Source organism: Arthrobacter sp. 2MCAF15 (genome assembly GCF_052115605.1).
GTDB lineage: Bacteria > Actinomycetota > Actinomycetes > Actinomycetales > Micrococcaceae > Arthrobacter.
On the sequence record NZ_JBFRGZ010000008.1, the window covers coordinates 174,147 to 200,503 of the forward strand.

Sequence of the window (26,357 nt, forward strand, 5' to 3'; positions counted from 1 at the left end):
CGAGTTCCGGTCAGACGACGTCAGAAGGTGTGGACAAACAGTGTTTACCGACGACGCGGGCAAGGGCGGCATTTCCGCCGGGGGCCCCGGAAACAGTGAGAATTCAGCGCGGCGGACGGGCGGCGATCTCGTCCAGCTCATCACACCGGCGGGCGAGCGCATCAGCCATCCGGAGTTCGATTCCTGGCTCCAGGACGTCAGCGACGAGCAGCTGTGCGGGCTCTACGAGGACATGGTGGCCATCCGCCGGATCGATGCCGAAGCCACCGCCCTCCAGCGGCAGGGCGAGCTGGCTCTCTGGCCGCCGCTGCTCGGCCAGGAAGCATCCCAGATCGGCTCGGCCCGCGCTCTGCGCGAAGACGACTTTGTTTTCCCCAGCTACCGCGACAACGGTGTCGCCTACTGCCGGGGAGTGAAGCCGGAGGACCTGGTCCGGGCCTGGCGGGGCAACGCGTCCGCCGGTTGGGATCCGTTCACGGTCAACGTCGCCACCCAGCAGATCATCATCGGTGCGCAGAGCCTGCATGCCACCGGCTATGCCATGGGCATCCAGAACGACGGCGCCGACTGTGTCGCCGTGGCCTACTTTGGTGACGGCGCCACGAGCGAAGGCGACGTCAACGAGGCCATGGTTTTCGCCGCGAGCTTCCAGGCGCCGGTGGTCTTCTTCTGCCAGAACAACCACTGGGCCATCTCGGAGCCTGTCCGGCTGCAGTCCCACATCCAGCTGGCGGACCGCGCCTCAGGCTTCGGCATCCCCAGCATGAGGGTCGATGGCAACGATGTCCTCGCCGTCATGGCGGCCACCCGCATCGCCCTGGACCGTGCCCGGCACGGCGGCGGCCCGACGTTCATCGAGGCCGTTACCTACCGGATGGGCCCGCACACGACGGCGGATGATCCCACCCGCTACCGGGACGCCAACGAGCTCGAGGACTGGGCCGCCAAGGACCCGATCAGCAGGATGAAGTCGCTGCTGGACCGCAAGGGGCTGCTGACCGCGGATCTTGAGGCCGCCGTCGCCGCGAAGGCCGACGCCGTGGCCAAGGAACTCCGGGCCGGCACCATCAACATGCCCGAGCCGCAGCCGCTGGATATCTTCAAGCACGTGTACAGCACGCCCAACTCCTGGCTGGACCGCCAGCAGGAGCACTACTCCCGTTACCTGGCTTCCTTCGGCGATCCCGCAGAAGCCTCTTCTGAAGAAGGTGCACGCTGATGACGCAGATGACCTTTGCCCGAGCCATCAATTCGGGCCTGCGCAAGTCCCTCGAAAACGATCCCAAGGTGGTCCTGATGGGGGAGGACATCGGCGCACTCGGCGGTGTCTTCCGTGTCACCGACGGCCTGCAGAAAGACTTTGGCAAGCACCGCGTCGTGGACACCCCGCTGGCAGAGTCGGGGATCATGGGCACCGCGGTCGGCCTGGCCTACCGCGGCTACCGCCCGGTGGTGGAGATCCAGTTCGACGGGTTCATCTACCCGGCGTTCGACCAGATCGTCAGCCAGGTCGCCAAGATGCACTACCGCACGCAGGGCGCCGTCAAGATGCCCATCACCATTCGCGTCCCGTTCGGCGGCGGCATCGGCTCTCCGGAGCACCACTCGGAATCGCCCGAGGCCTACTTCACCCACACCTCGGGGTTGCGCGTGATCAGCGTGTCCAACCCCCAGGACGCCTACACCATGATCCAGCAGGCCATCGCCTCCGACGATCCTGTCCTGTACTTCGAGCCCAAGCGGCGCTACCACGACAAGGGCGAGGTGGACGAGACCGTCGACCTGAGCACTGCGCTGTCCATGGAAAAGGCCCGCGTGGTCACCGAGGGCAACGACGTCACCCTTGTGGCCTACGGTCCGCTGGTCAAGACTGCCCGCGATGCCGCACTGGCGGCCGCGGACGAAGGCGTTTCGGTCGAGGTCATCGACCTCCGCTCCCTGGCTCCGCTGGACTTCGTCACCCTTGAGGCGTCGGTCCGCAAGACCGGCCGGCTGGTCATTACCCACGAGGCCGGCCAGTCCGGCGGCCTCGGCGCCGAAGTTGCCGCGAGCATCACCGAACGCTGCTTCTACCACCTCGAAGCCGCCCCGGTCCGCGTGACCGGCTTCGACGTTCCGTACCCGTACTCCAAGCTGGAAATGCACCACCTGCCGGGCCTCGACAGGATTCTCGACGGCGTTGACCGTGCCATGGGCCGCCCCAACTCCCTCAGCGGGCTGGAAGGATGAGCGCCACCATGATCAAAGAATTCAGGCTCCCGGACCTCGGTGAAGGACTGACGGAATCGGAAATCGTCGCCTGGAAGGTCGCGGTAGGGGATACGGTCACCCTCAACCAGATCATCGCCGAGGTGGAGACGGCCAAGGCCGTCGTCGAGCTGCCCTCGCCGTTCGCCGGTGTGGTCGCGGCCCTGCACGAACAGCCCGGCACCGTGGTTGAGGTCGGGAAGCCGATCGTCTCCTTCGAGATTGAGGACGACGGCTCCGCAGGGTCCGCACCCGACGCGGCCGCGGCCAAGCGTGAGCCGAACCTTGTGGGTTACGGCGCCGTGCTCGAAGCCTCCGGCCGGCCGGCCCGCCGTGCCCGCACGTTCGCAGCCCCGGCAGTTCCGGCGGCGGCTTCTCCAGTTGCACCGGTCCGCGCCGAGCCGGTGGCACCGGTCCGCGCGGCCGAGCCGGTTGAGGCCAAGCCTGCCGCGTCGGCGCCGGGGGAGCGTCCTCGGTCCACGCCGCCGGTGCGCAAGCTGGCCAAGGATCTCGGCGTCGACCTCGAAGCGGTGACCGGCACGGGCGAACATGGCCTCATTACCCGCGAGGACGTCCAGAACTTCGCCGGCGGCGACCAGCCCGCGGCCGCTCACGAACTCGCCGGTGCTCCGGCGCAGGCCCTTGCGCCCCAGGCCCGGGGCGAGCGGGAGACCCGCACGCCGATCAAGGGCGTGCGGAAGTTCACGGCCGCCGCCATGGTGGCCAGTGCCTTCACCGCACCGCACGTCACCGAGTTCCTGACCGTCGACGTCACGCCCACGATGGAGCTGCTGGCACGGCTGAAGGCGAGCCGCGCGTTCGCCGGGTACAAGCTCACGCCGCTGACGCTCGTCTCCAAGGCGGTGCTCATCGCGCTGCGCAACCACCCGACGCTCAACGCACGGTGGGATGAGGCCAACCAAGAGATCGTCCAGTTCAACTACGTGAACCTGGGCATCGCGGCCGCGACCCCGCGGGGGCTGACGGTCCCGAACATCAAGGACGCGGACCGGATGTCCCTCCTGGAGATCTCCTCCGCCCTGACGGAACTGACGGACACGGCCCGGGCCGGGAAGACAAGCCCTGAGGCGCTCTCCGGCGGCACCATCTCCATCACGAACATCGGCGTCTTCGGCATTGACGCCGGCACGCCCATCCTGAACCCGGGCGAGGCCGCCATCCTGGCCCTCGGCGCGGTCCGGAAGATGCCGTGGGAGTACCAGGACGAGGTCGCCCTGCGCCAGGTCATGACGCTCAGCCTCTCCTTCGACCACCGCCTGGTGGACGGCGAGCAGGGCTCACGGTTCCTCCAGGACCTCGGCGCCATGCTGGCCGATCCGGGCATGGTCCTCGCGATGGTCTAGGCTCCGGCTCACCACGGCTGCCGGCTGCTCCGTCCGAAAGGAACGAGCGGCCGGCAGCTTTGTTGTGTGCGGGGTGTCTCCGCCGGTGCCTCCCTCCGGGGGCACTTTGGGCGCCATGCCCGACGGCGGCGGCCCAGTTGACGGCGTGTCCGCGCCAAACTGCCCCGGGAGTGTGCCGCAGCGGGAAAATGCCGGGATCGGAGTGTGCCCGGACGGGGACTGGTCAGTCGGGCGGGAGCGTCAGTCTGCCGGCGGCGCGGCCGGTGCCAGGAGCGCGGCCAGTGCCATGCTTTCGAGCAGCGGCCGGGCGCGTCGGACGCCGACCCGGCGGCCGTGGCTGCGCACCGAGTGCGGGGTCGAGTTGATCAGTCCAAAGGTGGCATGTGCCCGCATTCGCAGTTCGGCCGCCTCCGTGCCTTCATGCAGCCCGGCCAGCACGTCCACCCAGAGTTCAACGTAGTTGCGCTGGAGTGTGCGGACCTCGGCCTGGTCCTCGCCGGCAAGGTTGCTGAAGTCCTGGTCCTGGACCCGGATGACGTCGGGATTGCTCAGGGCAAAGTCGACGTGGAAGGCCACGAGGCCGCCCAGCGCCGCCAGATCGCCGTCGGCATCGGCCACCACCTTGCGGCCGCCGTCGAGCAGGTCCTGGCTGACGCTGAGGAGCAGCGCACCGAGGACTGCCTGCTTGCCGGCGAAGTGGCGGTAGACCGCCGGGCCGCTGACGCCGGCCGCAGCCCCCAGATCCTCCAGTGAAACGCGGTTGAAGCCCTCCAGGGCGAACAGCGCGGCGGCGGCGGACAGGAGGGCCTGCCGCCTGTTCGCCTTGGCCTGGCTGCGCTGTGTGGAGGGGGTCGGTGTGGAGGGGGCCGGACTGGAGAGGGCCGGGGTGGAGGCCGCCGGGACTGTCGGAAGCTGGGTGGTCAGGCTGGGCTCGGTCACCGGCGCATCCCCTCGTTGCAAATGATCCCTGTGTTGGACATCACAGTTAATAGAGACTAACCTAAATCTCAGTTATGCGGTACTAACCGAAATATTTGCGGAATCAGCCGAAATATCCGGGCGGCCGCAGTTCAGGGAACGGAAGCAGTCAATGGAGACAATCGCCAGCCGGGTGGATGCGACAAGCGCCGCCTTTGCCGCGAACCGCCAGGCCCAGCTGGACCTGGCCTGCGGGTTGAGGGAACGGCTCGCCGCCGCAGCGCTGGGCGGGCCGGCAAAGTCCCGCGAACGTCACGTGGCCCGCGGCAAGCTCCTCCCGCGCGAACGCATCGACCGGCTGCTGGACGACGGCAGCCCCTTCCTGGAAATCGCGCCGCTCGCGGCCAACGGCATGTACAACGATGACTCCCCGGGCGCCGGCGTGATCGCCGGGATCGGCCTGGTGCACGGCCGCCAGGTCCTGGTCATTTCCAACGACGCCACCGTCAAGGGCGGCACCTACTATCCGATGACGGTGAAAAAGCACCTCCGGGCCCAGGAAATCGCCTTGGAGAACCGGCTGCCCTGCATCTACCTCGTGGACTCGGGCGGGGCGTTCCTGCCCAAGCAGGACGAGGTCTTCCCGGACAAGGAGCACTTTGGCCGGATCTTCTTCAACCAGGCGAGGATGTCCGCGGCGAAGATCCCGCAGATCGCCTCCGTGATGGGTTCCTGCACCGCCGGCGGCGCGTATGTCCCCGCGATGAGCGACGAGACCGTCATCGTCCGCAACCAGGGCACCATCTTCCTGGGCGGGCCGCCGCTGGTGAAGGCCGCGATCGGCGAGATCGTCACGGCTGAGGAGCTTGGCGGCGGAGACGTGCACTCGAAGATTTCCGGGGTCACGGACCACCTGGCCGAGAACGATGAGCATGCCCTCCAGATCGTCCGGGACATCGTGGCTACCCTGCCGCGGCCGGCCGCGCCCGTCTGGGACGTGGACACCGCCGTCGAACCCGTAGCGGATCCGGCTGAGCTCTACGGCGCCGTTCCCACGGACGTCAACGCCCAGTACGACGTGCGCGAGGTCATCGCCCGGCTGGTGGACGGCAGCAAATTCCATGAATTCAAGAAGAACTACGGCACCACCCTGGTCACCGGCTTCGCGAAGCTGCACGGCCACCCGGTGGGCATCGTGGCCAACAACGGGGTGCTGTTCAGCGAATCGTCGCTCAAGGGCGCGCACTTCATCGAACTGTGCGACCAGCGCGGCATCCCGCTGATCTTCCTGCAGAACCTCTCCGGCTTCATGGTCGGCAAGGACTACGAGCAGGGCGGCATCGCCAAGAACGGCGCCAAGATGGTCACCGCCGTCGCCACCGCCCGCGTCCCCAAGCTCACGGTCGTGATCGGCGGCTCGTTCGGCGCCGGCAACTACTCTATGTGCGGGCGGGCCTACTCGCCGCGCTTTTTGTGGATGTGGCCGGCGTCGCGGATCTCCGTGATGGGCGGAAACCAGGCCTCCAGCGTGCTGGCCACCGTGAAGCGGGACCAGTACGAGGCCCGCGGCGAGGAATGGTCCGCCGCGGACGAGGAAGCCTTCAAGGCCCCCATCAAGGCCCAGTACGAGGACCAGGGCAGCCCCTACTACTCCACCGCCCGCCTCTGGGACGACGGCGTGATCGACCCCGCGGACACCCGCACCGTCCTGGGACTGGCGCTCGACGTCGTTTCCCGCACCCCGCTGCCGGAGACTTCCTTCGGCCTGTTCCGGATGTGAGCCAGCAATGACAATTACTTCCTCTTCCTCGAGTGCACCCTCGACCCCTCACAAGCCCCTGTTCGGCACCGTGCTGGTCGCCAACCGTGGCGAGATCGCCTGCCGCGTCATCCGGTCCCTGCGGGACCTGGGCATCCGTTCGGTGGCGGTCTATTCCGACGCCGACGCCGGCGCCCGGCATGTGCGTGAAGCCGACGTGGCGGTGCGGATCGGTCCGGCCGCCGCCACCGAGAGCTACCTGAAGATCGAGGCCATCATCCAGGCCTGCCGCGACACCGGGGCCGAGGCCGTGCACCCGGGCTACGGCTTCCTGAGCGAGAACGTCGACTTCGCCCGTGCCCTGGCCGGGGCCGGGATCACGTTCATTGGACCCGGCGTCGAATCCCTGAACGTCATGGGCGACAAGATCCGCTCGAAGAACCATGTCACCGGCTACGGAGTGCCGGTGGTCCCGGGCATCGCCGAACCGGGGATGACGGACGCGCAGCTGATCGAGGCCGCGGCCGGCGTCGGCTTCCCGCTGCTGATCAAGCCCTCAGCCGGCGGCGGCGGGAAGGGCATGCACATCGTGGAACGCCCCGAGGACCTGGCAGCCACCCTGGCGACCGCCCGCCGGGTCGCGGCGAGTGCCTTCGGCGACGACACCCTGTTCCTGGAGCGGCTCGTGCTCACCCCGCGGCACATCGAGGTCCAGGTCCTCGCCGACAACCACGGCAACGTCATCCACCTGGGCGAGCGCGAGTGCTCCCTGCAGCGCCGCCACCAGAAGGTCATCGAGGAAGCGCCCTCCCCGCTGCTGGAATCCCTGCCCGACGGGGCGGACATCCGGGCCCGGATCGGCGAGGCCGCCTGCAACGCGGCCCGCAGCGTCAAGTACTCCGGCGCCGGCACCGTGGAGTTCCTGGTCTCGGACAGCGCCCCGGACGAATTCTTCTTCATGGAAATGAACACCCGGCTGCAGGTCGAACACCCCGTCACCGAGATGGTCACCGGCGTCGACCTCGTCGAATGGCAGGTCCGGATCGCCGCAGGCGAGCAACTCACCGTGACCCAGGACGACGTCGTCCTCACCGGACACTCGGTGGAGGCCCGCGTCTACGCCGAGGTACCGGAGAAGAATTTCCTGCCCTCCACGGGGCGGGTGGTCCTGATGGACGAAATGCCCGATCACGCCGATGGCCAGGTCCGGGTCGACTCGTCCCTTGTCGAGGGCCTGCAAATCTCCAGCAGCTACGACCCCATGATTTCCAAGGTCATCGCGTGGGGCCGGGACCGCACCGAAGCCCTGGACACCCTGGACCGGGCGCTGGCCGGGTACACGGCGCTGGGCATCGACACCAACATCGAGTACCTGCGGCTGCTGATCAACGACGCCGACGTCCGCGCCGGCCGGCTCGACACCGGCCTGATCGAGCGCAAAATGCCGGAGTTCTCTTTCCGCCGCGTGGGCGACTTCGAGGCGGCTGCCGCCGCGGTATTCGCCGCTGCGATGGAGGAACGCGATGCACGGAACCCCGGGGGAGGCCCGTGGAGCCGGCGCGACGGCTGGCGGATCGGTGTGCCTGCCCCGCGGCGGATCAGCCTGGGCACGCCCGGCGGCGGCGTCGCCACGGTGACGGTGTCCGGCGCCGTCGGGCAGGGCGCCGCGGAGGTGAGTGTCGACGGCGGGCCGGAACGCACGGCATCGCTTCGTTTCCCCAAGCGCAACCACGCCGAGCTGACCCTCGATGGCGAAGCTCGGGAGTACGCGCTGGTGTCGACGCTTGGGGGCCCGGGAACACCGGACCAGAGCGGCCCGGCCTCCGGCGGCCCGCAGGAGCTCTTCCTCGGCAACGAGGGCTGGTCCTGCCGCCTGGAGGTGCTCACCCGCGAGTCCCGGCTCGCCCGGGTGCTGGCCGCGATCGAACGCGAGGAAGGCGCCGCCGACCCGGCCGTGCGCTCGCCGATGCCAGGGACGGTGGTGTCCGTCTCTGTCAGCGACGGCGACACGGTGGAAGCCGGCCAGGTGCTGCTCTCCGTGGAGGCGATGAAGATGGAGCACCAGCTCGTGGCGCCGCTCGAGGGAACCGTCCACATCAGCATCGGTCCCGGGGACCTCGTGAAGGCAGACCAGGTGCTCGCCACCGTCCACCCCGCGGTCCATGCTCCGTCCCCGGCGGAGAACGCCGCCGAGGACACGATCGAGGAAGCCGTGATCGCAATGGGCGCGGCCGACTAGCAAACTTCCTGACCGGCGGCCACGGAGCAGCTTTTGCAGAAAAACAGCAGCACACATCATCACCAGACACCATCACCAGACACCATCACCAGACCGCGGATTTACATCAGACAAAGGAGTCACCCCCCATGCCGGATTTTGAGCTCAGCGAGGACTACCAGGACCTCAGCAACACCGTCCGCGAATTCGCCGACGAAGTAGTGGCCCCCGTTTCCGCCAAGCACGACGAGGAACACAGCTTCCCCTACGAGGTTGTCTCCCAGATGGCGGACATGGGCCTCTTCGGCCTGCCCTTCCCGGAAGAGTTCGGCGGCATGGGCGGGGACTACTTCGCCCTGGCCCTCGCGCTGGAACAGCTCGGCCGCGTGGACCAGTCCGTCGCCATCACCCTGGAGGCCGGCGTCTCCCTCGGCGCCATGCCGATCCACCGCTTCGGCAACGACGCCCAAAAAGAGGAATGGCTGCCCCTGCTCGCCTCCGGCAAGGCGCTCGCCGGCTTCGGCCTGACCGAGCCCGAGGCCGGCTCGGACGCCGGCGGCACCAAGACCACGGCCAAACTCGGCGGCGGTGAATGGGTCATCAACGGCAACAAGGCGTTCATCACCAACTCCGGCACGGACATCACCAAGCTCGTCACCGTCACGGCCGTCACCGGCCAGGAGGAACGTCCGGACGGCAGCATCAAGAAGGAGATCTCCACCATCCTGGTGCCCACCAACACCCCGGGGTTCACGGCGGAGAAGGCCTACAACAAGGTCGGCTGGAACGCCTCGGACACCCACCCGCTCACGCTGGACAACGTCCACGTCCCCGAAGCCAACCTGCTTGGCACCCAGGGCCGGGGCTACGCCAACTTCCTGTCCATCCTGGACGAGGGCCGGATCGCTATCGCGGCGCTGGCCGTCGGCGCGGCCCAGGGCTGCGTGGACCAGTCGGTGAAATACGCCAAGGAACGGAGCGCATTCGGGCAGAACATCGGCAAGTACCAGGCCATCGCGTTCAAGATTGCCCGGATGGAAGCCCGCGCCCACACGGCCCGCCTGGCCTACTACGACGCGGCCGCCCGGATGCTTGCCGGCAAGCCGTTCAAGACGCAGGCGGCCATCGCTAAGATGGTCGCAGGCGAGGCAGCCATGGACAACGCGCGGGACGCCACCCAGGTGTTCGGCGGCTATGGCTTCATCAACGAATTCACCGTGGCACGCCACTACCGCGACTCCAAGATCCTCGAAATCGGCGAAGGCACCACGGAGGTCCAGCTGATGCTGATCGCCCGCGAACTGGGACTGTAGCCGGCCGGAAGGATCCTGATGATCAACAAAGTAGTCGCCAGCGCAGCCGAGGCTGTCGCGGACATCCACGACGGCGCCTCCCTCGCCGTGGGAGGGTTCGGGCTCTGCGGCATCCCCGTGACCCTCATCGAGGCGCTGCACCAGCGCGGCGCCACGGATCTGGAAACCGTCAGCAACAACTGCGGCGTGGACGACTGGGGACTCGGGATCCTGCTCAAGGACGGCCGGATCCGGCGCACCATCAGCTCCTACGTCGGGGAGAACAAGGAGTTCGCCCGGCAGTATCTTGCCGGTGAGCTCGAGGTGGTGCTCACCCCGCAGGGCACCCTGGCCGAAAAGCTGCGCGCCGGCGGCGCCGGCATTCCCGCCTTCTACACGCCGGCCGGCGTCGGCACCCAGGTCTCCGACGGCGGGCTGCCGCAGAAGTACGACGCCGAGGGTAACGTCGCGATTGCCTCCGCCCCGAAGGAGGTCCGCAGCTTTAACGGCGCCGACTACGTGCTGGAAGAGTCGCTGACGCCCGACTTCGGCCTGGTGCACGCCTGGAAGGGGGACCGCCACGGCAACCTCGTCTTCCACGCCACCGCGATGAATTTCAACCCGCTGTGCGCCATGGCCGGGAAGATCACGATCGCCGAGGTCGAGGAACTTGTGCAGCCGGGGGAGCTGGACCCGGAGCACGTCCACGTTCCGGGGATCTTCGTCCAGCGCGTGGTCCTGGCCCCGCAAGGGGAGAAACGCATCGAAAAGCGGACGGTCGCAGTTTCGGCTGCCCCCGGCACACCAAACCAGGCAGGAGCATAGCCGTGGAAACAAACAACGCCCAGGGCGCGCCGCCCCGTCCCGAGGCCGTGCGCCACGAATACCGGCGCTCCGCCGTCGAACACGCCCCCGGTACTGAAACAAAGGGCTGGAACCGCAACGAACTCGCCGCGCGGGTGGCGCAGGAGCTGCACAACGGCCAGTATGTCAACCTTGGCATCGGCATGCCGACGCTGATCCCCAACTACATTCCGGCCGGCGTCGAGGTGGTGCTGCACTCCGAGAACGGCATCCTGGGCGTCGGGCCCTACCCGGCCGAGGATGAGATCGATCCGGACCTGATCAATGCCGGCAAGGAAACCGTCACGGTCAACAAGGGTGCGGCGTTCTTCGATTCCGCCGCCTCCTTCGGCATGATCCGGGGCGGGCACGTCGATGTGGCCGTGCTGGGCGCCATGGAGGTCGCCGCCAACGGCGACCTCGCCAACTGGATGATCCCGGGCAAGATGGTCAAGGGCATGGGCGGCGCGATGGACCTCGTGTTCGGGGCCAAAAAGGTGATCGTGATGATGGACCACGTGGACCGCAACGGCAAGCCGAAAATCGTTGAATCGTGCACGCTGCCGCTGACCGGCAAGGGCTGTGTGGACCGGATCATCACCGACCTCGCCGTGATCGACGTCGTGACCGAGGCCGGGCAGTCCCGGCTGGTGCTGCGGGAACTGGCTCCTGACGTCACCGTTGAGGACGTCGTGGCCGCCACCGGAGCCGAACTTTTCGAGGAAGACCAGGAACTGACTGTATGAGCGACGCCGACCGGCCCTCCCCAAGCCCCGCTGCCGGCACCCCCCGGGTGATTGAACAGCGCGGCCTCTATTTCGACGAGCTCCAGGAGGGCGTGGTCTACGCCCACCGGCCGGGCCGGACGGTCACGGAGACGGACAATGTCCTGTTCACCACTATGACCATGAACACCCAGGCCCTGCACCTGGACGCGGCCTGGAGCGCCGGGCAGCCTTTCGGCCAGCGGCTGATGAATTCGATGTTCACCCTCGCCACTGTGGTGGGCCAGTCGGTGCCGCAGCTGACCCAGGGGACCATCATCGCCCAGCTGGGACTGACGGACGTGTCCTTTCCGCGCCCGCTGTACCACGGGGACACCCTGTACACGGAGACAGTGGTCACCGGGAAAAGGCTGTCCGCGTCCCGCCCCGGGCAGGGCATCGTGACCATGCAGCACACCGGACGCAACCAGCATGGCGATGTGGTGGCGCTGGCTGCCCGCAGCTGCCTGATGTGGACACGCGAGGCGCACGCGGCTGCCGAGCTGGAAGCCGCGCAAAAGGGGACAATAGAAACATGAGTTTCCTGATGGGCCCTGCCCTGCTGTTCTGCCCCGCCGACCGCCCCGAGCGGTACCAGAAGGCCGCCGAGCGCTCCGATACCGTGATCGTGGACCTCGAGGACGCCGTCGCGCCCGCCGACAAGCAGCGGGCCCGCGGCGCCATCCTCGCCCAGCTGGGCGCCACCGGCGACGTCCCGGAACTGGACCCGAGCCGCACCATCATCCGGGTCAATCCCGCCGGCACGGACGAGTTCGAGAAGGACCTGCACTGCCTCAAGCACACGCCCTACCGGCACATCATGCTGGCCAAGGCCGAGAGCGCCGCCCAACTCAAGGAACTCCAGGGCTACAGCGTGATTGCCCTCTGCGAGACGGCCGCGGGAGTCCTCAACGCCGCAGCCATCGCCGCCGAACCCAACGTGGTGGCCCTGATGTGGGGCGCGGAAGACCTGCTCGCCTCGCTTGGCGGAACCTCCAGCCGGTTCGAGGACGGCAGCTACCGGGCAGTCGCGCTGCACGCCCGTTCCAGCGTGCTCCTGGCCGCCGGCGCCTTCGGCAAGGACGCGATCGACGCCGTCTATGTCAACATTCCGGATCTGGCCGGGCTGGCCCTGGAATCCCGTGACGCCGTGGCGTCCGGGTTCTCGTCCAAAGCCTGCATCCATCCGGACCAGGTGGCCGTGGTCCGCGAAGCCTACGCGCCCACCGAGGCCGACGTCTCGGCGGCCGCGGAGCTGCTTGATGCCGCCTCCGCGGCAGGCACGGGCGTGTTCGCGTTCAAGGGCAAGATGATCGACGGGCCCATCCTCAAGCACGCCGCGTCGACGCTGCGCCGCGCGGGCCACGTCAGCTCCTGACCCTCGGCTCCTAACCCTCGGCGCCCAACGCCTGGATCCTTGGCTCCGCAATCTCAGCGGCGCCAGAGGTAGCGGTTCTCCGGCCGGCCCGCCGCTCCGTAGCGGGGCGTCAGCCGGGCATGGCCGTGAACCACGAGGTACTCAAGGTAGCGGCGGGCGCTGACCCGGGACAGGCCCAGTTGCAGCGCCAGGCCGGCGGCGGATACGTCCTCGGCGCTGGCCTTCAGCGCCTCGATGACCGCGTCCAGGGTGGGACGGGAGAGTCCCTTGGGCAGCCGCAGCGCAGCCTGGCCCGGCGGTTGGGCCGGCTCTGCCGGCGCGGACCGGCGGGAGGGAGCCACCAGACGGTCGATGCTGGCCTGGTCCAGCGGCCCGGCGGAGCCCGAGGCCAGTTCGTCCCGCAGCATGACGTACTCGTCCAGCCGTTCGTTCAACGCCTGCGAGGAAAAGGGCTTGACCAGGTAGTGAAGCACCCCGCCGGCCATCGCGCCACGGACCGTATCGAGTTCCCGGGACGCCGTAATGACCAGGACATCCACAGGCCGCCGGTGCCCGCGCAGCCGCTGCAGGACATCCAGGCCGGACATGTCCGGCAAATGAATGTCCAGCAGCACCAGCTCCGGCGCCAGCTCGGCGGCCAGATCGATGCCCTGCTGCCCGGTGTGGGCCATGGCCACGACGTCGAATCCGCCGCGTGCCAGCAGGAACCCGTGATGGATCCCGGCCACTGCTACGTCATCGTCGATGATGAGGGTGCGTATGGCGCTCATTGCTTCTGTAGTTCCGCCTCTTTTGTCCTGAGCACCACCAAGAAGCAGGCTCCGCCCAATGCCGATGAGGATACCGCGGCCCGGCCTCTGCGCCGGAGGGCAACCCGCTGGACCAGGGCCAGCCCAAACCCGCGGCTGTTGATCCCCTCGGCCTCCTTGCTGGTCACACCGGGCTCGAACACTTTAGCGCGTTCCGCAACGGGGACGCCGGGCCCGTCGTCCTCCACCACGATGGTCCGCTCGCCGTCGGCGCTCTCGCCGAGCCGGATGGCCACGGTGCTGTCGAAGCCCGCGGCGTCCACGGCGTTGTCGATCAGGTTGCCCAGGACCGTGATGACGTCGCCCGAGTCATCGGCGGAGCACACCGAATCCGGGCTGACCACAATGTCGATGCCGCGCTCGGCGCAGACTGTGGACTTGGCTATCAGCAGGGCCTGGACCCCGTGGTCGGTGATTCCGGGCGCCAGCGGCCGGTTCGCGAAGACGGCGTCGTTGTGGCTGCGGCCAAGGTATTCAATGGCCTTGTCCTGCTTCCCGAGCTCCAGCAGTCCGGAAATAACGTGCAGTTTGTTGGCGAACTCGTGCGCCTGGGCGCGGAGGGCCTGGGTTACGTCCACGGCGCCGTCGCGGTCACGCAGGACGGTGTGCAGTTCCGTGCGGTCGCGCAGGATCAGCACCTTGCCGACTTCGCGGTCGTCGACCGTGGCGGCATTGACCTTGCCCAGCAGGATCCGCTCTCCCGAGAGCACCAGTTCCTCCGTGGCGGACCCGGCCGAGAGCAGGCGGTGGACCGCCGGCTCCAGGCTTGCCGCGGCGGGGGTCCCGGTGATATCCGCTGACAGTCCGAGGAGGCGCCGGGCCTCGTCGTTGACCAGCGCGATCCTGCCGTCGGCGTCCACCGCCACGAGCCCTTCGCCCAGGCCGTGGAGCATGGCGTCGCGCGTTTCCAGCAGGGCAGCGATGTCCTCGGGCTCAAGCTTGTAGATCCGCCGCCAGACCAGTTTCGAGACGTACATCGCGCCCAGCGAGCTCAGGAGCGCGGCCCCGAGCAGCCAGGCGAACAGCTGTGGCATGTCGTCATGGAGGTCGGCGGCCAGCGTGCTCTCCAGCACCCCCACGGAGGCGGAGCCGATCACGGTGCCGGTCCGGTCGAAGATGGGGACCTTGACCCGCCAGGACTCGCCGAGGGTTCCGGTCTGGGTGCCGACGTAGATCTCGCCGGACAGGGGAACGGAGGGATCGGTGGAGACCGGCCGGCCGATTTCCGCCGGATTGGGGTGCGACTGCCGCACCCCGTGCCGGTCCGTCACCACCACGTAGGTGACATTGGAGGCCTGCCGGATGACTTCCGCGATCGGCTGGATGGTCTGGGCCGGCGAGGGCGTTCCGAACGCGTTGATGACCGAGGGCAGCTGGGCGACACTTTCGGCGACGCCGATCAGCCGGCCCTTGTACGCATCCCGGAGCTGTTGTTCCTGCATCCGGATGGTCACGGCTCCCACCACCGTGAGGACAGCCAGCACGATGCCCAGCTGCAATGCGACCAGCTGGAACCGTAGGGGAATCCTGTGAAACATGTCACAAGTTTCCCATCGGTAGCGGCGTCCGCCCGCCAAAAAGACGGCCGCGGCCGTGACCAATATGACCACTACTACCTCTAAGGCCAAATTCTGTTGCCCTTCGCCGGGCGCTCCTAGGGTCAGTGACGTGATTCCAATGATGTGCATCACATTCGCCCAAGGAGAAACCATGTCTGGCCAGTCCACTCTCACGCAGTCCACTCTCACGCAGTCCACTTTCACGCGGTCCGCCTACACCCGCCGCGCCGCCCTCATCGCCGGTGCCGCCGGAGTCGTCCTGGCCATGTCCGCCTGCGCTGGAAGCGGAACCGGCACGGCTGCCGGCACGGCCGCGGGCGCCGACCCGATCAAGAAGCTCAGCATCATCGTCCCCGCCAACCCGGGCGGCGGCTGGGACCAGACCGGACGCGCCATCCAGCAGGACCTGCAGACCAACAAGCTGGTCTCCTCCGCCCAGGTCACCAACATCGGCGGTGGCGGCGGAACCAACGGGCTCGCCAAGCTTGCCACCGAGAAGGACGTCAACACCCTCATGGTGATGGGCTACGTCATGGTCGGCGCAGTCGAGACCAATGGCGCCAAGACCCGGCTCGAAGACACCACCCCGATCGCACGGCTCACCGAAGAACCGCTGGTCCTGGTAGTGCCGGCGTCGTCGAAATACCAGTCCGTCGCCGACCTCGTGGCAGACATCAAAGCCAATGGCAAGGGGGTGGCCATCACCGGCGGCTCGGCCGGCGGTGCGGACCACATCCTGGCCGGGCAGATCCTGAAATCCCAGGGCGTGGGGGCGGACAAGCTGAACTACATCGGCTACTCCGGCGGCGGCGAATCCATCGCGGCGCTGCTCGGCAACAAGGTCCAGGCCGGCATCTCCGGCGTGGGCGAGTACGCCGAGCAGGTCAAGGCCGGCAAGGTCCGGGCGCTCGCCGTCTCCGGCAAGGCCGAGGCCCCGGCGCTGCCCGGCGTCAAGCCTCTCAAGGACCAGGGGATCGACGTCGTGCTGACCAACTGGCGCGGCGTGGTGGCCCCCGGCTCCATCGACGACGCCCAGCGCGCGAAGCTGACCGACGTCGTCACCAAGCTGCACGCGTCCGAGGCCTGGAAGTCCACCCTGACCAAGAACAACTGGGACGACGCCTTCCTGGCCGGCGACGGCTTCAAGGCCTTCCTGACCGAGGACATCGCCAAGGTCAAGACCACGCTGACCCAGATCGGCCTGGTCAAGTAACAATGTCCGTACAAGCAACAACGCCCGCCAAACGGCCCACGGGCGAGATCCTCTTCGCCCTCGTGTTCGTCAGCGTGGGCGGCGCGGGGCTGCTGACGGCGGGATCCATTCCGGTCCCGCCGTCGGAGACCGGCATCGGCCCGCGCGCCTTCCCCTACATCGTGTGCGGCATGCTGGTGCTGTGCGGCGCCGGGGTGGTCCTGCAGGTCCTCCGCGGCAAAGTCGGCCAGGCCGAGGACAGCGAAGACCTCGACGTGACGGCCAAGACCGATTGGGTGGCCCTGGCCAAACTCGTGGGCTTCGTGGTGCTGCACATCTTCCTGATCGAACCGGCCGGCTGGCCGGTGGCCGCCGCCGTGCTCTTCAGCGGTGCCGCCTGGTCCCTGGACGCCAAACCCCTCTGGAAGGCCATCATCATTTCCATCGTCCTGGCGCTGGTGCTGCAGTACGTCTTCGGCGGGCTGCTGGGCGTATCCCTGCCGCCGGGGCCGCTGCTCGAGGGGGTGCCCTTCTTCCATGGATAGCTTCATGCTCCTGCTCGAAGGGTTCAGCACCGCGCTGCAGCCGGTCTACCTGCTCTACGCCCTGGGCGGGGTCTTCGTCGGCACCGCCGTCGGCGTGCTCCCCGGCATTGGCCCTGCCATGACCGTGGCGCTGCTCATGCCCATCACCTACGCCCTGGATCCTGCCGCCGCGCTGATCGTGTTCGCCGGGATCTACTACGGCGGCATGTACGGCGGTTCCACAACCTCCATCCTGCTGAACACGCCCGGCGAGTCCTCCTCGATCGTCACGGCGCTGGAGGGAAACAAGATGGCCAAGGCCGGCAGGGGAGCGGCGGCCCTCGCGACGGCGGCGATCGGCTCCTTCATCGCCGGGACCATCGCCACGGTCCTGCTGACCTTCCTGGCGCCCGTCGTGGCCGACTTCGCCGTCGGCCTCGGTCCGGTGGACTATGTCGCCCTCATGGTGGTGGCCTTCCTGACCGTCGGTGCGCTGTTGGGCGCCTCCGTCCTGCGCGGCCTGGCCTCCCTTGCTCTCGGACTGTTCATCGGCCTGATCGGCATCGATGACAGCACCGCCCAGCAGCGCTTCACGTTCGACAACCCCACCCTGGTGGACGGCATCGACATGGTCCTCGTGGCCGTGGGCCTCTTTGCCCTCGGGGAGGCGCTGTACGTCGCGTCCAAGCTGCGGCACGGCCCCGTGGAGCTCATCCCGGTCAGCAAGGGCAAGAACGCCTGGTTGTCCAAGGAGGACTGGCAGCGGTCCTGGAAGCCATGGCTGCGCGGAACCTTCATCGGGTTCCCGATCGGCACCGTCCCGGCAGGCGGCGCGGACGTCTCCACGTTCCTGTCCTACGCGGCCGAGCGGAAGCTGGCCAGGGGCGCCAACAAGGCCCAGTTCGGCAAGGGCGCGATCGAAGGCGTCGCCGGACCGGAGGCCGCGAACAACGCCGCGGCCGCCGGGGTCCTGGTGCCGCTGCTGACCCTCGGCATCCCGACGACGGCGACGGCGGCCATGATGCTCACGGCGTTCCAGCGCTACCAGATCCAGCCCGGACCGCTCCTGTTCGAAAACCAGGGGGCACTGGTCTGGACCCTGATCGCCTCGCTGTATGTCGGCAACCTCATGCTGCTGGTGCTGAACCTCCCGCTCGTGGGCCTGTGGGTAAAAATCCTGCAGATCCCCCGGCCCTACCTCTACGCAGGCATCCTGGTGTTCGCCGCCCTGGGCGCGTTCTCGGTGAACTTCTCCCCGAGCGACGTCGGCATCCTGCTGGTGGTGGGCATCCTGGGCTACTTCATGCGCCGCTACGGCTACCCCGTGGCGCCCATGGTGGTGGCGATGATCCTGGGCCCGATGTTCGAGGTGCAGCTGCGGCGCTCGCTGCAGCTGTCGCAGAACGACCCCACGGCCCTGTTCGGCTCGCCGTTCGCCTTAGTGGTGTACATCTCCATGGCGCTGATCTTCGTTGCCTCGTGGTGGCTGCGCCGCCGCCAGGCAACGCTGGAGGCCGCACCGGCGAAGGAAGAGGTGTCCGTCTAAGCCTGCGGGTGTCACTGATTTACCGCACATGGCCGGAATGGCAACCCCATTCCGGCCATGTGCGGCAAACGCGTCTCAGCGCTCCGGCGGCAGCCTCGACGGCGGGATGGCGACGTACAGCAGGGTCCGGTTCCAGCGTTGGCCCGTCGCACGGAATTCGGCCCGGGTGGTGAACCGGTAGAGATAGCTGCTGGCACGCACCCAGCGGGGCCGTTCGCCGTCGAACGGGTCGTAGCGCAGCAGGCGCAGCATGGGCCGGTCCGCCTCCAACAGCTTGGCCAGGAACGCATAGAACCACTCTTCGTGCACAGTCCGCAGCGGCAGGAACCACATCAGCCAGTCCAGCCGCAGGTGGTACGGGGCGAACTGGCGCGGGAGGCGCCGGATGTCTCCCGGCTTGCCCTTGAAGCCGTACTCCCGCCACTCGGCGTCGTCCCCTGGTTCCTCCTCGAGGGTCCCCGCCACCACAATCTCGATCCGCCGCTTCGTGACGGTGCCGAACGCGCCGTAGGTGTTCACCAGCTGCCAGCGGTTGAACGAGGCGTTCATCAGTTGATGGTGGGAGAAGAGGTTCTCGATCGGCCGGTAGCTCAGCACCACCAGGAACACGGTGGCGACCGTGACCACCACGAGCCAAGGGACCGGCGCCTGGCTTCCGACACCCGACGCGGCGCCGGATCCGGCGCCTGATCCCGCTCCTGCGGACGCGGCGTGCCAGTCAAGCGGAAGTGCCGGCACCACGGCGTGCGCCACGGGATCGCTGACCGCCGCGAAGGCCAGGATGATCGCCATCCAGTTCAGCCAGGCGAAATTGCCGCTCGCCACCAGCCACAACTGCGTAAAGATGATGATCCCGGCGGCGGCGCTGGCCAGCGGCTGCGGGGCAAAGAGGAAGAACGGGACCACGAGTTGGGCGAAGTGGTTGCCCAGGACCTCCAGCCGGTGCCATGCCTTGGGCAGCAGATGGGCCTGACGGCTCAGCGGCCCCGGCATCGGCTGGGTTTCGTGGTGGTAGTACAGGGCCGTCAGATCCCGCCACTCGGAGCCGCCCCGGATCTTGATCAGGCCCGCGCCGAACTCCAGCCGGAACACCAGCCAGGCCAGCAGGATCAGGATGGTCCGGGGCGGGGGAATCTGGTCTGAGCCGAGGAACCCCACAGTGAACCCGGCCTCCAGGAGCAGAATCTCCCAGCCGAAGCTGTAAAAAGTCTGCCCCACGTTCACGATCGACATGTACAGCAGCCACAGGGCCAGGAACGCGAGCAGCGGAACCCACGGCGGGCCGAGCTGGGGGAGCCCGGCAACGAGCGTGGCGGCAATCGCCATGCCACTCCAGCAGACCGTCCGCAGCAACCGGTCCGAGTAGCGCCAGCGGAACAGGCTGGGCCGGCCCAGCCGGTTGAAGCCCTCGAGATAGACCGGCACGGGCAACAGGCCGCGCTCGCCGAGGAGGGCAGGGAACTGGTTGAGCGAGGAGAGGAAGGCCACGAAGTAGAGGGTGGCAGTGCCGCGCTGCAGCACCTGCCGGGCGAACTCGTACTCTGGCGCGTCGAACCACGCGGTCCACTCCACGTTTTCCACGTTACGCCTCAACTAAGTCGCCGTCGCCGTGCGGGATACTTGAACCATGCAGCCGCGCAAAATCGTCCTCCTCGGGTCCACCGGTTCCATCGGCACACAGGCGATTGACGTCGTCGACGGCGCCCCGCACCTGTTTGAGGTCGTGGCGCTCAGCGCCGGCGGCGGCAACCTCGAGCTCCTGGCCCGGCAGGCCGTGCACACCCGCGCCTGGGCCGTCGGCGCCGCCTCCGGGGAGGCCACCGCCCTTCGGGACATGATCGACGACGCCGCCCGCGCGGCTTCCGTGACGGGCTACCGTCCCGAGATCATCACCGGCCCGGACGCCTCCACACGGATCGCGGAAATCAGCGCCGACGTCGTCCTCAACGGAATCACCGGCTCCATCGGCCTGGCCCCCACACTGGCTGCCCTCAAATCCGGAGCCACACTGGCACTGGCGAACAAGGAATCCCTGATCGTCGGCGGCGCCCTGGTCAAGGCCGCGGCGCGCGAGGGGCAGATCGTCCCCGTGGATTCTGAGCATTCGGCCATTGCCCAATGCCTGCGCTCCGGCTCCGCCGCCGAAGTGGACCGGCTGGTCCTGACGGCATCCGGCGGCCCGTTCCGCGGCAAGACCCGCGAGGAGCTGCATGACGTCTCGCCGCAGGACGCCCTCGCGCACCCCACATGGGACATGGGCCTCATGGTCACCACCAACTCCGCCAGCCTGGTCAACAAGGGCCTGGAGGTGATCGAGGCGCACCTGCTCTTCGACATCCCCCTGGAGAAGATCGACGTTGTGGTCCACCCTCAGTCCGTGGTGCACTCCATGGTCCAGTTCGTCGACGGCTCCACGATCGCCCAGGCCTCGCCGCCGGACATGCGCCTGCCCATTGCCCTGGGCCTCGGCTGGCCGGACCGGGTCCCCGGGTCCGCGAGCGCGTGCGACTGGAGCAAGGCCACCAGCTGGACATTCGAGCCGCTGGACGGTGTCGCCTTCCCCGCCGTCGCCCTCGCCAAGGCCGCCGCCCGGCAGGGCAGCACCTTCCCGGCCGTGTTCAACGCCGCCAACGAGGAAGCGGTGATGGCCTTCCACGCGGGGCAGATCCGCTTCACCGACATTGTGGACACGATCGACGCCGTGCTCAGCGAACACACAGGATCCTCCGGGCTGACGGTGGAGTCCGTATTGGATGCTGAAAGATGGGCACGTGCCCGCACCCACGAACGTTTAGCCGTCAGAAGCGTCTAGGAAGCAGCAGATCACGCACATGAGCCCCGTCCTCCTCTTTATCCTCGGTGTCGTCTTCGTGGCGATCGGCATCGCCGTGTCCATTGCCCTGCACGAAGTCGGCCACCTGTTGCCGGCCAAGCTGTTCAAAGTCCGCGTCACCAAGTACATGATCGGTTTCGGACCCACTGTCTGGTCCAGGAAGCGGGGCGAGACCGAATACGGCCTCAAAGCCATCCCGTTGGGCGGCTACGTGTCCATGATCGGGATGTACCCGCCGAACAAGGAAGACGGCACCGTCCGCCCGTCCAGCACCGGCATGTTCCAGTCGCTGGCAACCGATGCCCGCTCCCTGGCCCACGAGGAAATCGGCCCCGGCGACGAAAACCGGGTCTTCTACCGGCTGCCGGTCTGGAAGAAGGTCATCATCATGCTCGGCGGGCCCGTGATGAACCTGCTGATCGGCGTCGTGTTGACCGCGGTGCTCTTGATGGGGTTCGGGACCGCCAGCCAAACCACCACTATCGCCGATGTCTCCAAGTGCCAGGTCAAGGCCGGCGAGACCGTGGACCCGGACTCGGCGGACTGCAAGCTCACGCCCGCCGCGGCCGCGGGGCTGAAACCGAATGACACCGTCACCTCCTTCGACGGCAAGGCCGTCACCAGCTGGGACGAACTCACCGGCTGGATCCGCGCCTCGGCGGGCAGGCAGGTCAGCATCACCGTGGAGCGCGGCGGCGCCACGGTCAACACCACGGTCACGCCCGTGCTCTCGTCCCGGCCGGTGGTCGGCGCCGACGGCCGGCAGGCCAAGGCCGCCGACGGAAGCCTCCAGTACCAGGACGTCGGCTTCCTGGGCATCGGCGCCCAGACGGCGCTGGTGCAGCAGCCGGCATCGTCCGTGCTGCCGATGGCGGGGGAGAACATCGCGCAGGTGGCCGGCGTTGTGGTCAACCTGCCCGCTCGCGTGGCCGGGGTGGCCAAGGCGGCCTTCAGCGAGGAACCCCGGGACCCCAACGGCCCCATCAGCGTGGTGGGCGTGGGCCGCGTGGCCGGCGAGGTCGCCGCCATGGAGCAGGTCCCGCTGCAGTCCCGCTTCGCCGCCCTGATCGGTTTGCTGGCCGGGCTGAACTTCGCCCTGGCCGTCTTCAACCTCATTCCGCTGCTGCCGCTCGACGGCGGGCACGTGGCGGGCGCGCTGTACGAGGGGGCCCGCCGCCAGATCGCCAAGCTGTTCGGCCGCCCGGATCCGGGCGCCTTCGACATCGCCAAGCTGCTCCCGGTGACCTACGTGGTGGCGGTGCTCTTGATGGGCATGGGGGCGCTGCTGATCTACGCGGACATCGTCAAGCCGGTCAACCTCTTCGGGTAGCGGCCTCCACGCAGGCCGCTCCAGCCGAATTCGGATGATTTCCATACATAAGCTTATTTCGGCTGATTTAGAATAATCAGTTGAAAATGATTGATTATTTAGAATCACCTCCCTAGGCTGGGGTCATGTACGTCATGACTATCGACCAGCGGGGCAGCACCGGCGACGTCGACCGCGTCCCGGACCTCCTGAAGGAACTCGGGAGCCTCTCCACCAGCGGGCGCTTTGAGCGTTCGGTCGGCGACGAGGTCCAGGGGGTCGTGGAACGGGCCGACGAGGTTGTGGACATCGCACTTCACGCCCTGCGCAGCGGCCGCTGGTACGTCGGGATCGGCGTGGGGGAGGTGGATCTGCCGTTGCCCGCCAGCCCGCGGGAAGGCTCCGGACCGGCCTTCGTGGCAGCCCGCGCCGCCGTCGACCGGGCCAAGGGGGCGGCTGCCCACGTGCCGCTCGCCGTGGTGGCCGGCGGGGCCGCCCGCAGGGCAGGTGCCGCAGCGGCCGCGAACGGCGCGGCCAGGTCCCGTGCGTCGGCCGCCTGCGCCAATGCAGAGGCGGTGCTTCGATTGATTGGCCGGCTGGTCCAGGACCGGACAGCGGCGCAATGGAAGGTGGTGGATGTGCTGCGCTCGGTGCGGCACGGCACCAACGGCACTCACGGGACCCAAAAAATTGCGGCCCAGAAACTTGGAATCACCGAGCAATCGGTGAGCCGCGCGGTCATGCGCTCCGGCTGGCAGGAAGAATGGGGGGCGAGGCCGGCGGCGGAAATGCTGCTGGCCCTCGCGGACAGCCTGATGACCGGCATGACAGAAGGAGACACGTGAACGCCCTCTGGATCACGCTGGCCCTGCTGATAGCAGGCTTCGCCGGCTGGCCGGTCACCGCCGGGGTGTTCCGCCTCGCCCGCACCATCGACGACCGCACCCTTGACGGCAGGGCCGGCGGCAGGGGCAGCGCTTCCGGCGCGGACACGGCCGAGGACCCCTCCGCCGACTCCACCACTGACCCCGAAACACGGGCCGGCCAGGAGCCTGCCCCGGACGCTGTCCCGGCGCCTGACGCGGCCGGGCCTGCCGACACCGTCAGCAGCGCCCGGATCCTGCGCGGCGGCGCCATCATCGGCATCCTGGAACGGTTCGCGGTGTGCCTGGCCATCCTCGCCGGCCAGCCCGTCGCCATCGCCTACGTCGTGGCCATCAAGGGCCTGGGCCGGTTTGCCGAGTTGAAGGAGACTCCGGTCGCCGCCGAGCGGTTCATCATCGGGACCCTCACATCCATGCTGTGGGCAGCCGGCGTGGCGGCCGTAACCAAGGTCCTCGTCTTCGGCTGACAGCGTGCCCGGGCGTCCCCGGATGGGAACCGGGCAAACAGGGCGATAGTGTATCCGTATGACTGTTTTTGCTGTGGAGTACGTGTACGACGCCGAATCTTCCGAGGTCCGCGATGCCAGCCGACCGGCACACCGTGAATGGACGGCGGGACTTGCCCGCGAGGGCGCCCTGCTGGCAAGCGGCCCCTACGGCGACGGTGCAGGTGCACTGCTCATCTTCAAGGCGGCCGACGAGTCGGCCTTGAACGACCTGTTGCGGCAGGACCCCTTCGCGGCCGCCGGTGCCATCTCGGGCACGCGCACCACGGTGTGGGCTCCGCTGACCGGTCTCCTGGCCGAGCACGCCTAGCCCCTTCCGCCCACACCTTCTTTACATCGCTACTAAAAGGGAGTCCACGTGACCTCGGTCAGCCTGGGAATGCCGTCAGCACCGCCCCCCGTCCTTGCCCCCCGCCGGAAGACGCGCCAGATCAAGGTGGGTTCCGTGGGCGTAGGCTCCGACTCGCCCATCAGCGTCCAGTCGATGACCACGACGCCGACCACGGACATCAACGCCACGTTGCAGCAGATCGCCGAACTCACGGCCTCCGGCTGCGACATCGTGCGCGTCGCCTGCCCGTCCGCCGATGACGCCGAGGCCCTGCCGATCATCGCCAAGAAGTCCCAGATCCCGGTGATCGCGGACATCCACTTCCAGCCGAAGTACGTCTTCGCCGCGATCGAGGCCGGCTGTGCGGCCGTGCGCGTGAACCCGGGAAACATCCGCAAGTTCGATGACCAGGTCAAGGAAATCGCCCGGGCCGCAAAGGACCACGGCACCTCGATCCGGATCGGCGTCAACGCAGGATCCCTGGAACCGGGCATCATGAAGAAATACGGCAAGGCCACCCCGGAAGCCCTCGTCGAATCCGCCGTCTGGGAAGCCTCGCTGTTTGAAGAACACGGCTTCCACGACTTCAAGATCTCCGTCAAGCACAACGACCCCGTCATCATGGTCGCCGCCTACGAGATGCTGGCCGAAAAGGGTGACTGGCCGTTGCACCTTGGCGTCACCGAGGCCGGACCGGCCTTCCAGGGCACCATCAAGTCCGCGACGGCGTTCGGCGCCCTGCTTTCCCGCGGGATCGGCGACACCATCCGGGTCTCCCTCTCGGCCCCGCCGGTCGAGGAAATCAAGGTGGGCAACCAGATCCTGCAGTCGCTCAACCTGCGCCCGCGCAAGCTGGAAATCGTCTCGTGCCCGTCCTGCGGCCGCGCCCAGGTGGACGTCTACACGCTTGCCGAGCAGGTCACCGCGGGCCTGGAAGGCATGGAGGTCCCGCTGCGCGTGGCCGTCATGGGCTGCGTCGTGAACGGCCCGGGCGAGGCCCGCGAAGCGGACCTCGGCGTTGCCTCAGGTAACGGCAAGGGCCAGATTTTCGTCAGGGGCGAAGTCATCAAAACTGTGCCCGAGGATCAGATTGTTGAGACACTGATCGAAGAAGCCATGCGAATCGCTGAAGAGATGGGGGACGCCGGTGGCGAAGATGCTGCAAAGGGTAGCCCCGTGGTTAGCGTCTCGTAGGGACGACGCCGCACCCGGCGTCGTCGTCAGGGCCCTGGGCGGCGCCGACACCGGAGCGCTGCTGGCGCTCGCTCACCGGGACGCCGTCGCCAATGTCTTCATCCTCTCGCACCTGGAGGCCGCCGGCACGGCGGCGCCCACGGCCGGGGGCGCCAGCATCTTTGGCGCGTTCGACGGCGGCACCCTCCTTGGCGCCTGCTGGGCCGGCGCCAACCTGGTGCCGATCGAGCTGGACGCGGACCTCGCCGGCCTCATCGCGATGGCCGCGCACCGCTCCGGGCGCCGCTACGCCTCGATCTTCGGGCCGGCCGAGCCTGTCCTGGCCATCCACTCGGCCTTGGAGCGGCTCGGCCAGGGCGCCCATGAAGTCCGGGACAACCAGCCCCTGCTGACAATCTCGGGCCCGCCCGCTGTCCGGCCGGAGCCTGCACTCGGCTTTGGCCAACTGGCCGACTTCGACAAGATCCTGCCGGCGTGCGCCGCCATGTTCGAAGAAGAAGTGGGCTATTCGCCCTACCTTGGCGGCCGGGAATACTACAGCCGGCGCGTCAAGAGCCTCATCCGCCAAGGCCATTCACTCGTGCACCTGAACGCTAACGGCGACGTCGTCTTCAAGGCCGAGCTGGGCGCCGTCACGCCGGAAGTGACCCAGGTCCAGGGCGTCTGGATGAATCCCGAGTTCCGCGGGCAGGGACTGAGCGCGGGTTACATGGCCGCCGTCGTCGTCCTCGCACAGACGCTGGCGCCGGTCACCAGCCTGTACGTCAACGGCTTCAACGCCAGGGCGCGGGCCACCTACGAACGGGTGGGCTTTCGCCAGGTGGGCACGTTCGCTACAGTGCTCTTCTAGCGGGCAGCTGCCGGCGACCGGTCTAGTTCTTGGGGGA

At 68.0% G+C, this 26,357-nt stretch carries 24 protein-coding genes; 20 read left to right on the forward strand and 4 right to left on the reverse strand.

The annotated features are described in order from the left end of the window. Nucleotides 1-40 precede the first annotated feature (40 nt). The 3 genes from pdhA to AB4089_RS11320 are packed head-to-tail and all read left to right on the forward strand — an operon-like array spanning nucleotide 41 to nucleotide 3,611. Nucleotides 41-1,219 (forward strand): pyruvate dehydrogenase (acetyl-transferring) E1 component subunit alpha, encoded by a 1,179-nt coding sequence (gene pdhA / locus AB4089_RS11310; protein ID WP_441409372.1) that lies wholly within the window; start codon nucleotides 41-43, stop codon nucleotides 1,217-1,219. Next, nucleotides 1,219-2,229 (forward strand): alpha-ketoacid dehydrogenase subunit beta, encoded by a 1,011-nt coding sequence (locus AB4089_RS11315; RefSeq protein ID WP_441409373.1) that lies wholly within the window; start codon nucleotides 1,219-1,221, stop codon nucleotides 2,227-2,229. The genes pdhA and AB4089_RS11315 overlap by 1 nt, the downstream gene beginning before the upstream one ends. Continuing rightward, nucleotides 2,226-3,611 (forward strand): dihydrolipoamide acetyltransferase family protein, encoded by a 1,386-nt coding sequence (locus AB4089_RS11320; RefSeq protein ID WP_441409374.1) that lies wholly within the window; start codon nucleotides 2,226-2,228, stop codon nucleotides 3,609-3,611. The genes AB4089_RS11315 and AB4089_RS11320 overlap by 4 nt, the downstream gene beginning before the upstream one ends. Before the next feature lie 240 nt (nucleotides 3,612-3,851). Here the strand turns inward: AB4089_RS11320 and AB4089_RS11325 are convergent, their stop codons facing one another. After that, nucleotides 3,852-4,550, reverse strand: coding sequence for an SACE_7040 family transcriptional regulator (locus AB4089_RS11325; RefSeq protein ID WP_441409375.1), 699 nt, complete (start codon nucleotides 4,548-4,550; stop codon nucleotides 3,852-3,854). Between the two features lie 151 nt (nucleotides 4,551-4,701). Between AB4089_RS11325 and AB4089_RS11330 the strand changes: the two genes are divergently transcribed. The 7 genes from AB4089_RS11330 to AB4089_RS11360 all read left to right on the forward strand — a co-directional run bounded on the left by AB4089_RS11330 (nucleotide 4,702) and on the right by AB4089_RS11360 (nucleotide 12,783). Continuing rightward, complete coding sequence (locus AB4089_RS11330; protein WP_441409376.1) at nucleotides 4,702-6,309, forward strand: carboxyl transferase domain-containing protein; 1,608 nt, start codon at nucleotides 4,702-4,704, stop codon at nucleotides 6,307-6,309. 7 nt (nucleotides 6,310-6,316) lie between these two features. Then, nucleotides 6,317-8,527 carry an ATP-binding protein gene (locus tag AB4089_RS11335; RefSeq protein WP_441409377.1) on the forward strand — a complete coding sequence of 737 codons (2,211 nt, stop codon included), beginning with the start codon at nucleotides 6,317-6,319 and terminating at the stop codon, nucleotides 8,525-8,527. 128 nt (nucleotides 8,528-8,655) lie between these two features. Beyond that, nucleotides 8,656-9,819 carry an acyl-CoA dehydrogenase family protein gene (locus AB4089_RS11340; RefSeq protein ID WP_441409378.1) on the forward strand — a complete coding sequence of 388 codons (1,164 nt, stop codon included), beginning with the start codon at nucleotides 8,656-8,658 and terminating at the stop codon, nucleotides 9,817-9,819. An 18-nt stretch (nucleotides 9,820-9,837) separates the two neighbouring features. After that, nucleotides 9,838-10,623 (forward strand): CoA transferase subunit A, encoded by a 786-nt coding sequence (locus AB4089_RS11345; protein ID WP_441409379.1) that lies wholly within the window; start codon nucleotides 9,838-9,840, stop codon nucleotides 10,621-10,623. A 2-nt stretch (nucleotides 10,624-10,625) separates the two neighbouring features. Next, nucleotides 10,626-11,387, forward strand: coding sequence for a CoA transferase subunit B (locus tag AB4089_RS11350; protein WP_441409380.1), 762 nt, complete (start codon nucleotides 10,626-10,628; stop codon nucleotides 11,385-11,387). Continuing rightward, nucleotides 11,384-11,944: a MaoC family dehydratase gene (locus AB4089_RS11355; protein WP_441409381.1), complete on the forward strand. Its 561-nt coding sequence runs from the start codon at nucleotides 11,384-11,386 to the stop codon at nucleotides 11,942-11,944. Before AB4089_RS11350 ends, AB4089_RS11355 begins: the two co-directional genes overlap by 4 nt. Beyond that, entirely contained in the window at nucleotides 11,941-12,783 is an 843-nt protein-coding gene (locus tag AB4089_RS11360; protein ID WP_441409382.1) for an HpcH/HpaI aldolase/citrate lyase family protein, read from the forward strand. Before AB4089_RS11355 ends, AB4089_RS11360 begins: the two co-directional genes overlap by 4 nt. 53 nt (nucleotides 12,784-12,836) lie before the next feature. On the opposite strand, the gene AB4089_RS11365 is transcribed toward AB4089_RS11360, so the two are convergent. Both AB4089_RS11365 and AB4089_RS11370 read right to left on the reverse strand, forming a co-directional pair. After that, on the reverse strand, nucleotides 12,837-13,553 hold the full coding sequence (locus tag AB4089_RS11365; protein WP_441409383.1) for a response regulator: 717 nt from the start codon (nucleotides 13,551-13,553) through the stop codon (nucleotides 12,837-12,839). Next, entirely contained in the window at nucleotides 13,550-15,130 is a 1,581-nt protein-coding gene (locus tag AB4089_RS11370; RefSeq protein WP_441409384.1) for an ATP-binding protein, read from the reverse strand. Before AB4089_RS11370 ends, AB4089_RS11365 begins: the two co-directional genes overlap by 4 nt. Nucleotides 15,131-15,302: 172 nt before the next feature. On the opposite strand from AB4089_RS11370, the gene AB4089_RS11375 reads away from it, so the two are divergent. Genes AB4089_RS11375 through AB4089_RS11385 form a run of 3 tightly spaced genes read left to right on the forward strand, consistent with a single transcriptional unit; the run spans nucleotide 15,303 to nucleotide 18,413 of the window. Further along, nucleotides 15,303-16,364: a Bug family tripartite tricarboxylate transporter substrate binding protein gene (locus tag AB4089_RS11375; protein WP_441409385.1), complete on the forward strand. Its 1,062-nt coding sequence runs from the start codon at nucleotides 15,303-15,305 to the stop codon at nucleotides 16,362-16,364. Between the two features lie 2 nt (nucleotides 16,365-16,366). Continuing rightward, nucleotides 16,367-16,888, forward strand: coding sequence for a tripartite tricarboxylate transporter TctB family protein (locus tag AB4089_RS11380; RefSeq protein ID WP_441409386.1), 522 nt, complete (start codon nucleotides 16,367-16,369; stop codon nucleotides 16,886-16,888). Continuing rightward, the gene (locus AB4089_RS11385; RefSeq protein ID WP_441409387.1) at nucleotides 16,881-18,413 is read left to right on the forward strand and encodes a tripartite tricarboxylate transporter permease; all 1,533 of its coding nucleotides are present in this window, start codon (nucleotides 16,881-16,883) and stop codon (nucleotides 18,411-18,413) included. The genes AB4089_RS11380 and AB4089_RS11385 overlap by 8 nt, the downstream gene beginning before the upstream one ends. Before the next feature lie 75 nt (nucleotides 18,414-18,488). On the opposite strand, the gene AB4089_RS11390 is transcribed toward AB4089_RS11385, so the two are convergent. After that, nucleotides 18,489-19,985, reverse strand: coding sequence for a lipase maturation factor family protein (locus AB4089_RS11390; protein WP_441409388.1), 1,497 nt, complete (start codon nucleotides 19,983-19,985; stop codon nucleotides 18,489-18,491). Between the two features lie 55 nt (nucleotides 19,986-20,040). Here AB4089_RS11390 and dxr point away from each other — a divergent pair, with 55 nt between their 5' ends. The 7 genes from dxr to AB4089_RS11425 all read left to right on the forward strand — a co-directional run bounded on the left by dxr (nucleotide 20,041) and on the right by AB4089_RS11425 (nucleotide 26,320). Then, complete coding sequence (gene dxr, locus AB4089_RS11395) at nucleotides 20,041-21,225, forward strand: 1-deoxy-D-xylulose-5-phosphate reductoisomerase (RefSeq protein WP_441409389.1); 1,185 nt, start codon at nucleotides 20,041-20,043, stop codon at nucleotides 21,223-21,225. A gap of 19 nt (nucleotides 21,226-21,244) precedes the next feature. Continuing rightward, nucleotides 21,245-22,576, forward strand: coding sequence for a M50 family metallopeptidase (locus AB4089_RS11400; RefSeq protein ID WP_441409390.1), 1,332 nt, complete (start codon nucleotides 21,245-21,247; stop codon nucleotides 22,574-22,576). Nucleotides 22,577-22,701: 125 nt separating this feature from the next. Next, nucleotides 22,702-23,400: a MarR family transcriptional regulator gene (locus AB4089_RS11405; protein ID WP_441409391.1), complete on the forward strand. Its 699-nt coding sequence runs from the start codon at nucleotides 22,702-22,704 to the stop codon at nucleotides 23,398-23,400. Beyond that, nucleotides 23,397-23,906 carry a hypothetical protein gene (locus AB4089_RS11410; RefSeq protein ID WP_441409392.1) on the forward strand — a complete coding sequence of 170 codons (510 nt, stop codon included), beginning with the start codon at nucleotides 23,397-23,399 and terminating at the stop codon, nucleotides 23,904-23,906. Before AB4089_RS11405 ends, AB4089_RS11410 begins: the two co-directional genes overlap by 4 nt. Nucleotides 23,907-23,964: 58 nt before the next feature. Next, nucleotides 23,965-24,255 (forward strand): YciI family protein, encoded by a 291-nt coding sequence (locus AB4089_RS11415; RefSeq protein WP_441409393.1) that lies wholly within the window; start codon nucleotides 23,965-23,967, stop codon nucleotides 24,253-24,255. A 48-nt stretch (nucleotides 24,256-24,303) separates the two neighbouring features. Beyond that, nucleotides 24,304-25,470, forward strand: a complete 1,167-nt coding sequence (gene ispG / locus AB4089_RS11420) for a flavodoxin-dependent (E)-4-hydroxy-3-methylbut-2-enyl-diphosphate synthase (RefSeq protein ID WP_441409394.1) — start codon at nucleotides 24,304-24,306, stop codon at nucleotides 25,468-25,470. Continuing rightward, complete coding sequence (locus AB4089_RS11425; protein ID WP_441409395.1) at nucleotides 25,433-26,320, forward strand: GNAT family N-acetyltransferase; 888 nt, start codon at nucleotides 25,433-25,435, stop codon at nucleotides 26,318-26,320. Before ispG ends, AB4089_RS11425 begins: the two co-directional genes overlap by 38 nt. The last annotated feature ends 37 nt before the right edge of the window (nucleotides 26,321-26,357 follow it).

Coding starts and splice junctions, on each gene's coding strand:
- AB4089_RS11315 (WP_441409373.1), top strand. CDS start 1,219: ATGACGCAGATGACCTTTGCCCGAGCCATCAATTCGGGCCTGCGCAAG.
- AB4089_RS11320 (WP_441409374.1), top strand. CDS start 2,226: ATGAGCGCCACCATGATCAAAGAATTCAGGCTCCCGGACCTCGGTGAA.
- AB4089_RS11330 (WP_441409376.1), top strand. CDS start 4,702: ATGGAGACAATCGCCAGCCGGGTGGATGCGACAAGCGCCGCCTTTGCC.
- AB4089_RS11335 (WP_441409377.1), top strand. CDS start 6,317: ATGACAATTACTTCCTCTTCCTCGAGTGCACCCTCGACCCCTCACAAG.
- AB4089_RS11340 (WP_441409378.1), top strand. CDS start 8,656: ATGCCGGATTTTGAGCTCAGCGAGGACTACCAGGACCTCAGCAACACC.
- AB4089_RS11345 (WP_441409379.1), top strand. CDS start 9,838: ATGATCAACAAAGTAGTCGCCAGCGCAGCCGAGGCTGTCGCGGACATC.
- AB4089_RS11355 (WP_441409381.1), top strand. CDS start 11,384: ATGAGCGACGCCGACCGGCCCTCCCCAAGCCCCGCTGCCGGCACCCCC.
- AB4089_RS11360 (WP_441409382.1), top strand. CDS start 11,941: ATGAGTTTCCTGATGGGCCCTGCCCTGCTGTTCTGCCCCGCCGACCGC.
- AB4089_RS11365 (WP_441409383.1), bottom strand. CDS start 13,553: ATGAGCGCCATACGCACCCTCATCATCGACGATGACGTAGCAGTGGCC.
- AB4089_RS11370 (WP_441409384.1), bottom strand. CDS start 15,130: ATGTTTCACAGGATTCCCCTACGGTTCCAGCTGGTCGCATTGCAGCTG.
- AB4089_RS11375 (WP_441409385.1), top strand. CDS start 15,303: ATGTCTGGCCAGTCCACTCTCACGCAGTCCACTCTCACGCAGTCCACT.
- AB4089_RS11380 (WP_441409386.1), top strand. CDS start 16,367: ATGTCCGTACAAGCAACAACGCCCGCCAAACGGCCCACGGGCGAGATC.
- AB4089_RS11385 (WP_441409387.1), top strand. CDS start 16,881: ATGGATAGCTTCATGCTCCTGCTCGAAGGGTTCAGCACCGCGCTGCAG.
- dxr (WP_441409389.1), top strand. CDS start 20,041: ATGCAGCCGCGCAAAATCGTCCTCCTCGGGTCCACCGGTTCCATCGGC.
- AB4089_RS11400 (WP_441409390.1), top strand. CDS start 21,245: ATGAGCCCCGTCCTCCTCTTTATCCTCGGTGTCGTCTTCGTGGCGATC.
- AB4089_RS11405 (WP_441409391.1), top strand. CDS start 22,702: ATGTACGTCATGACTATCGACCAGCGGGGCAGCACCGGCGACGTCGAC.
- AB4089_RS11415 (WP_441409393.1), top strand. CDS start 23,965: ATGACTGTTTTTGCTGTGGAGTACGTGTACGACGCCGAATCTTCCGAG.
- AB4089_RS11425 (WP_441409395.1), top strand. CDS start 25,433: ATGCTGCAAAGGGTAGCCCCGTGGTTAGCGTCTCGTAGGGACGACGCC.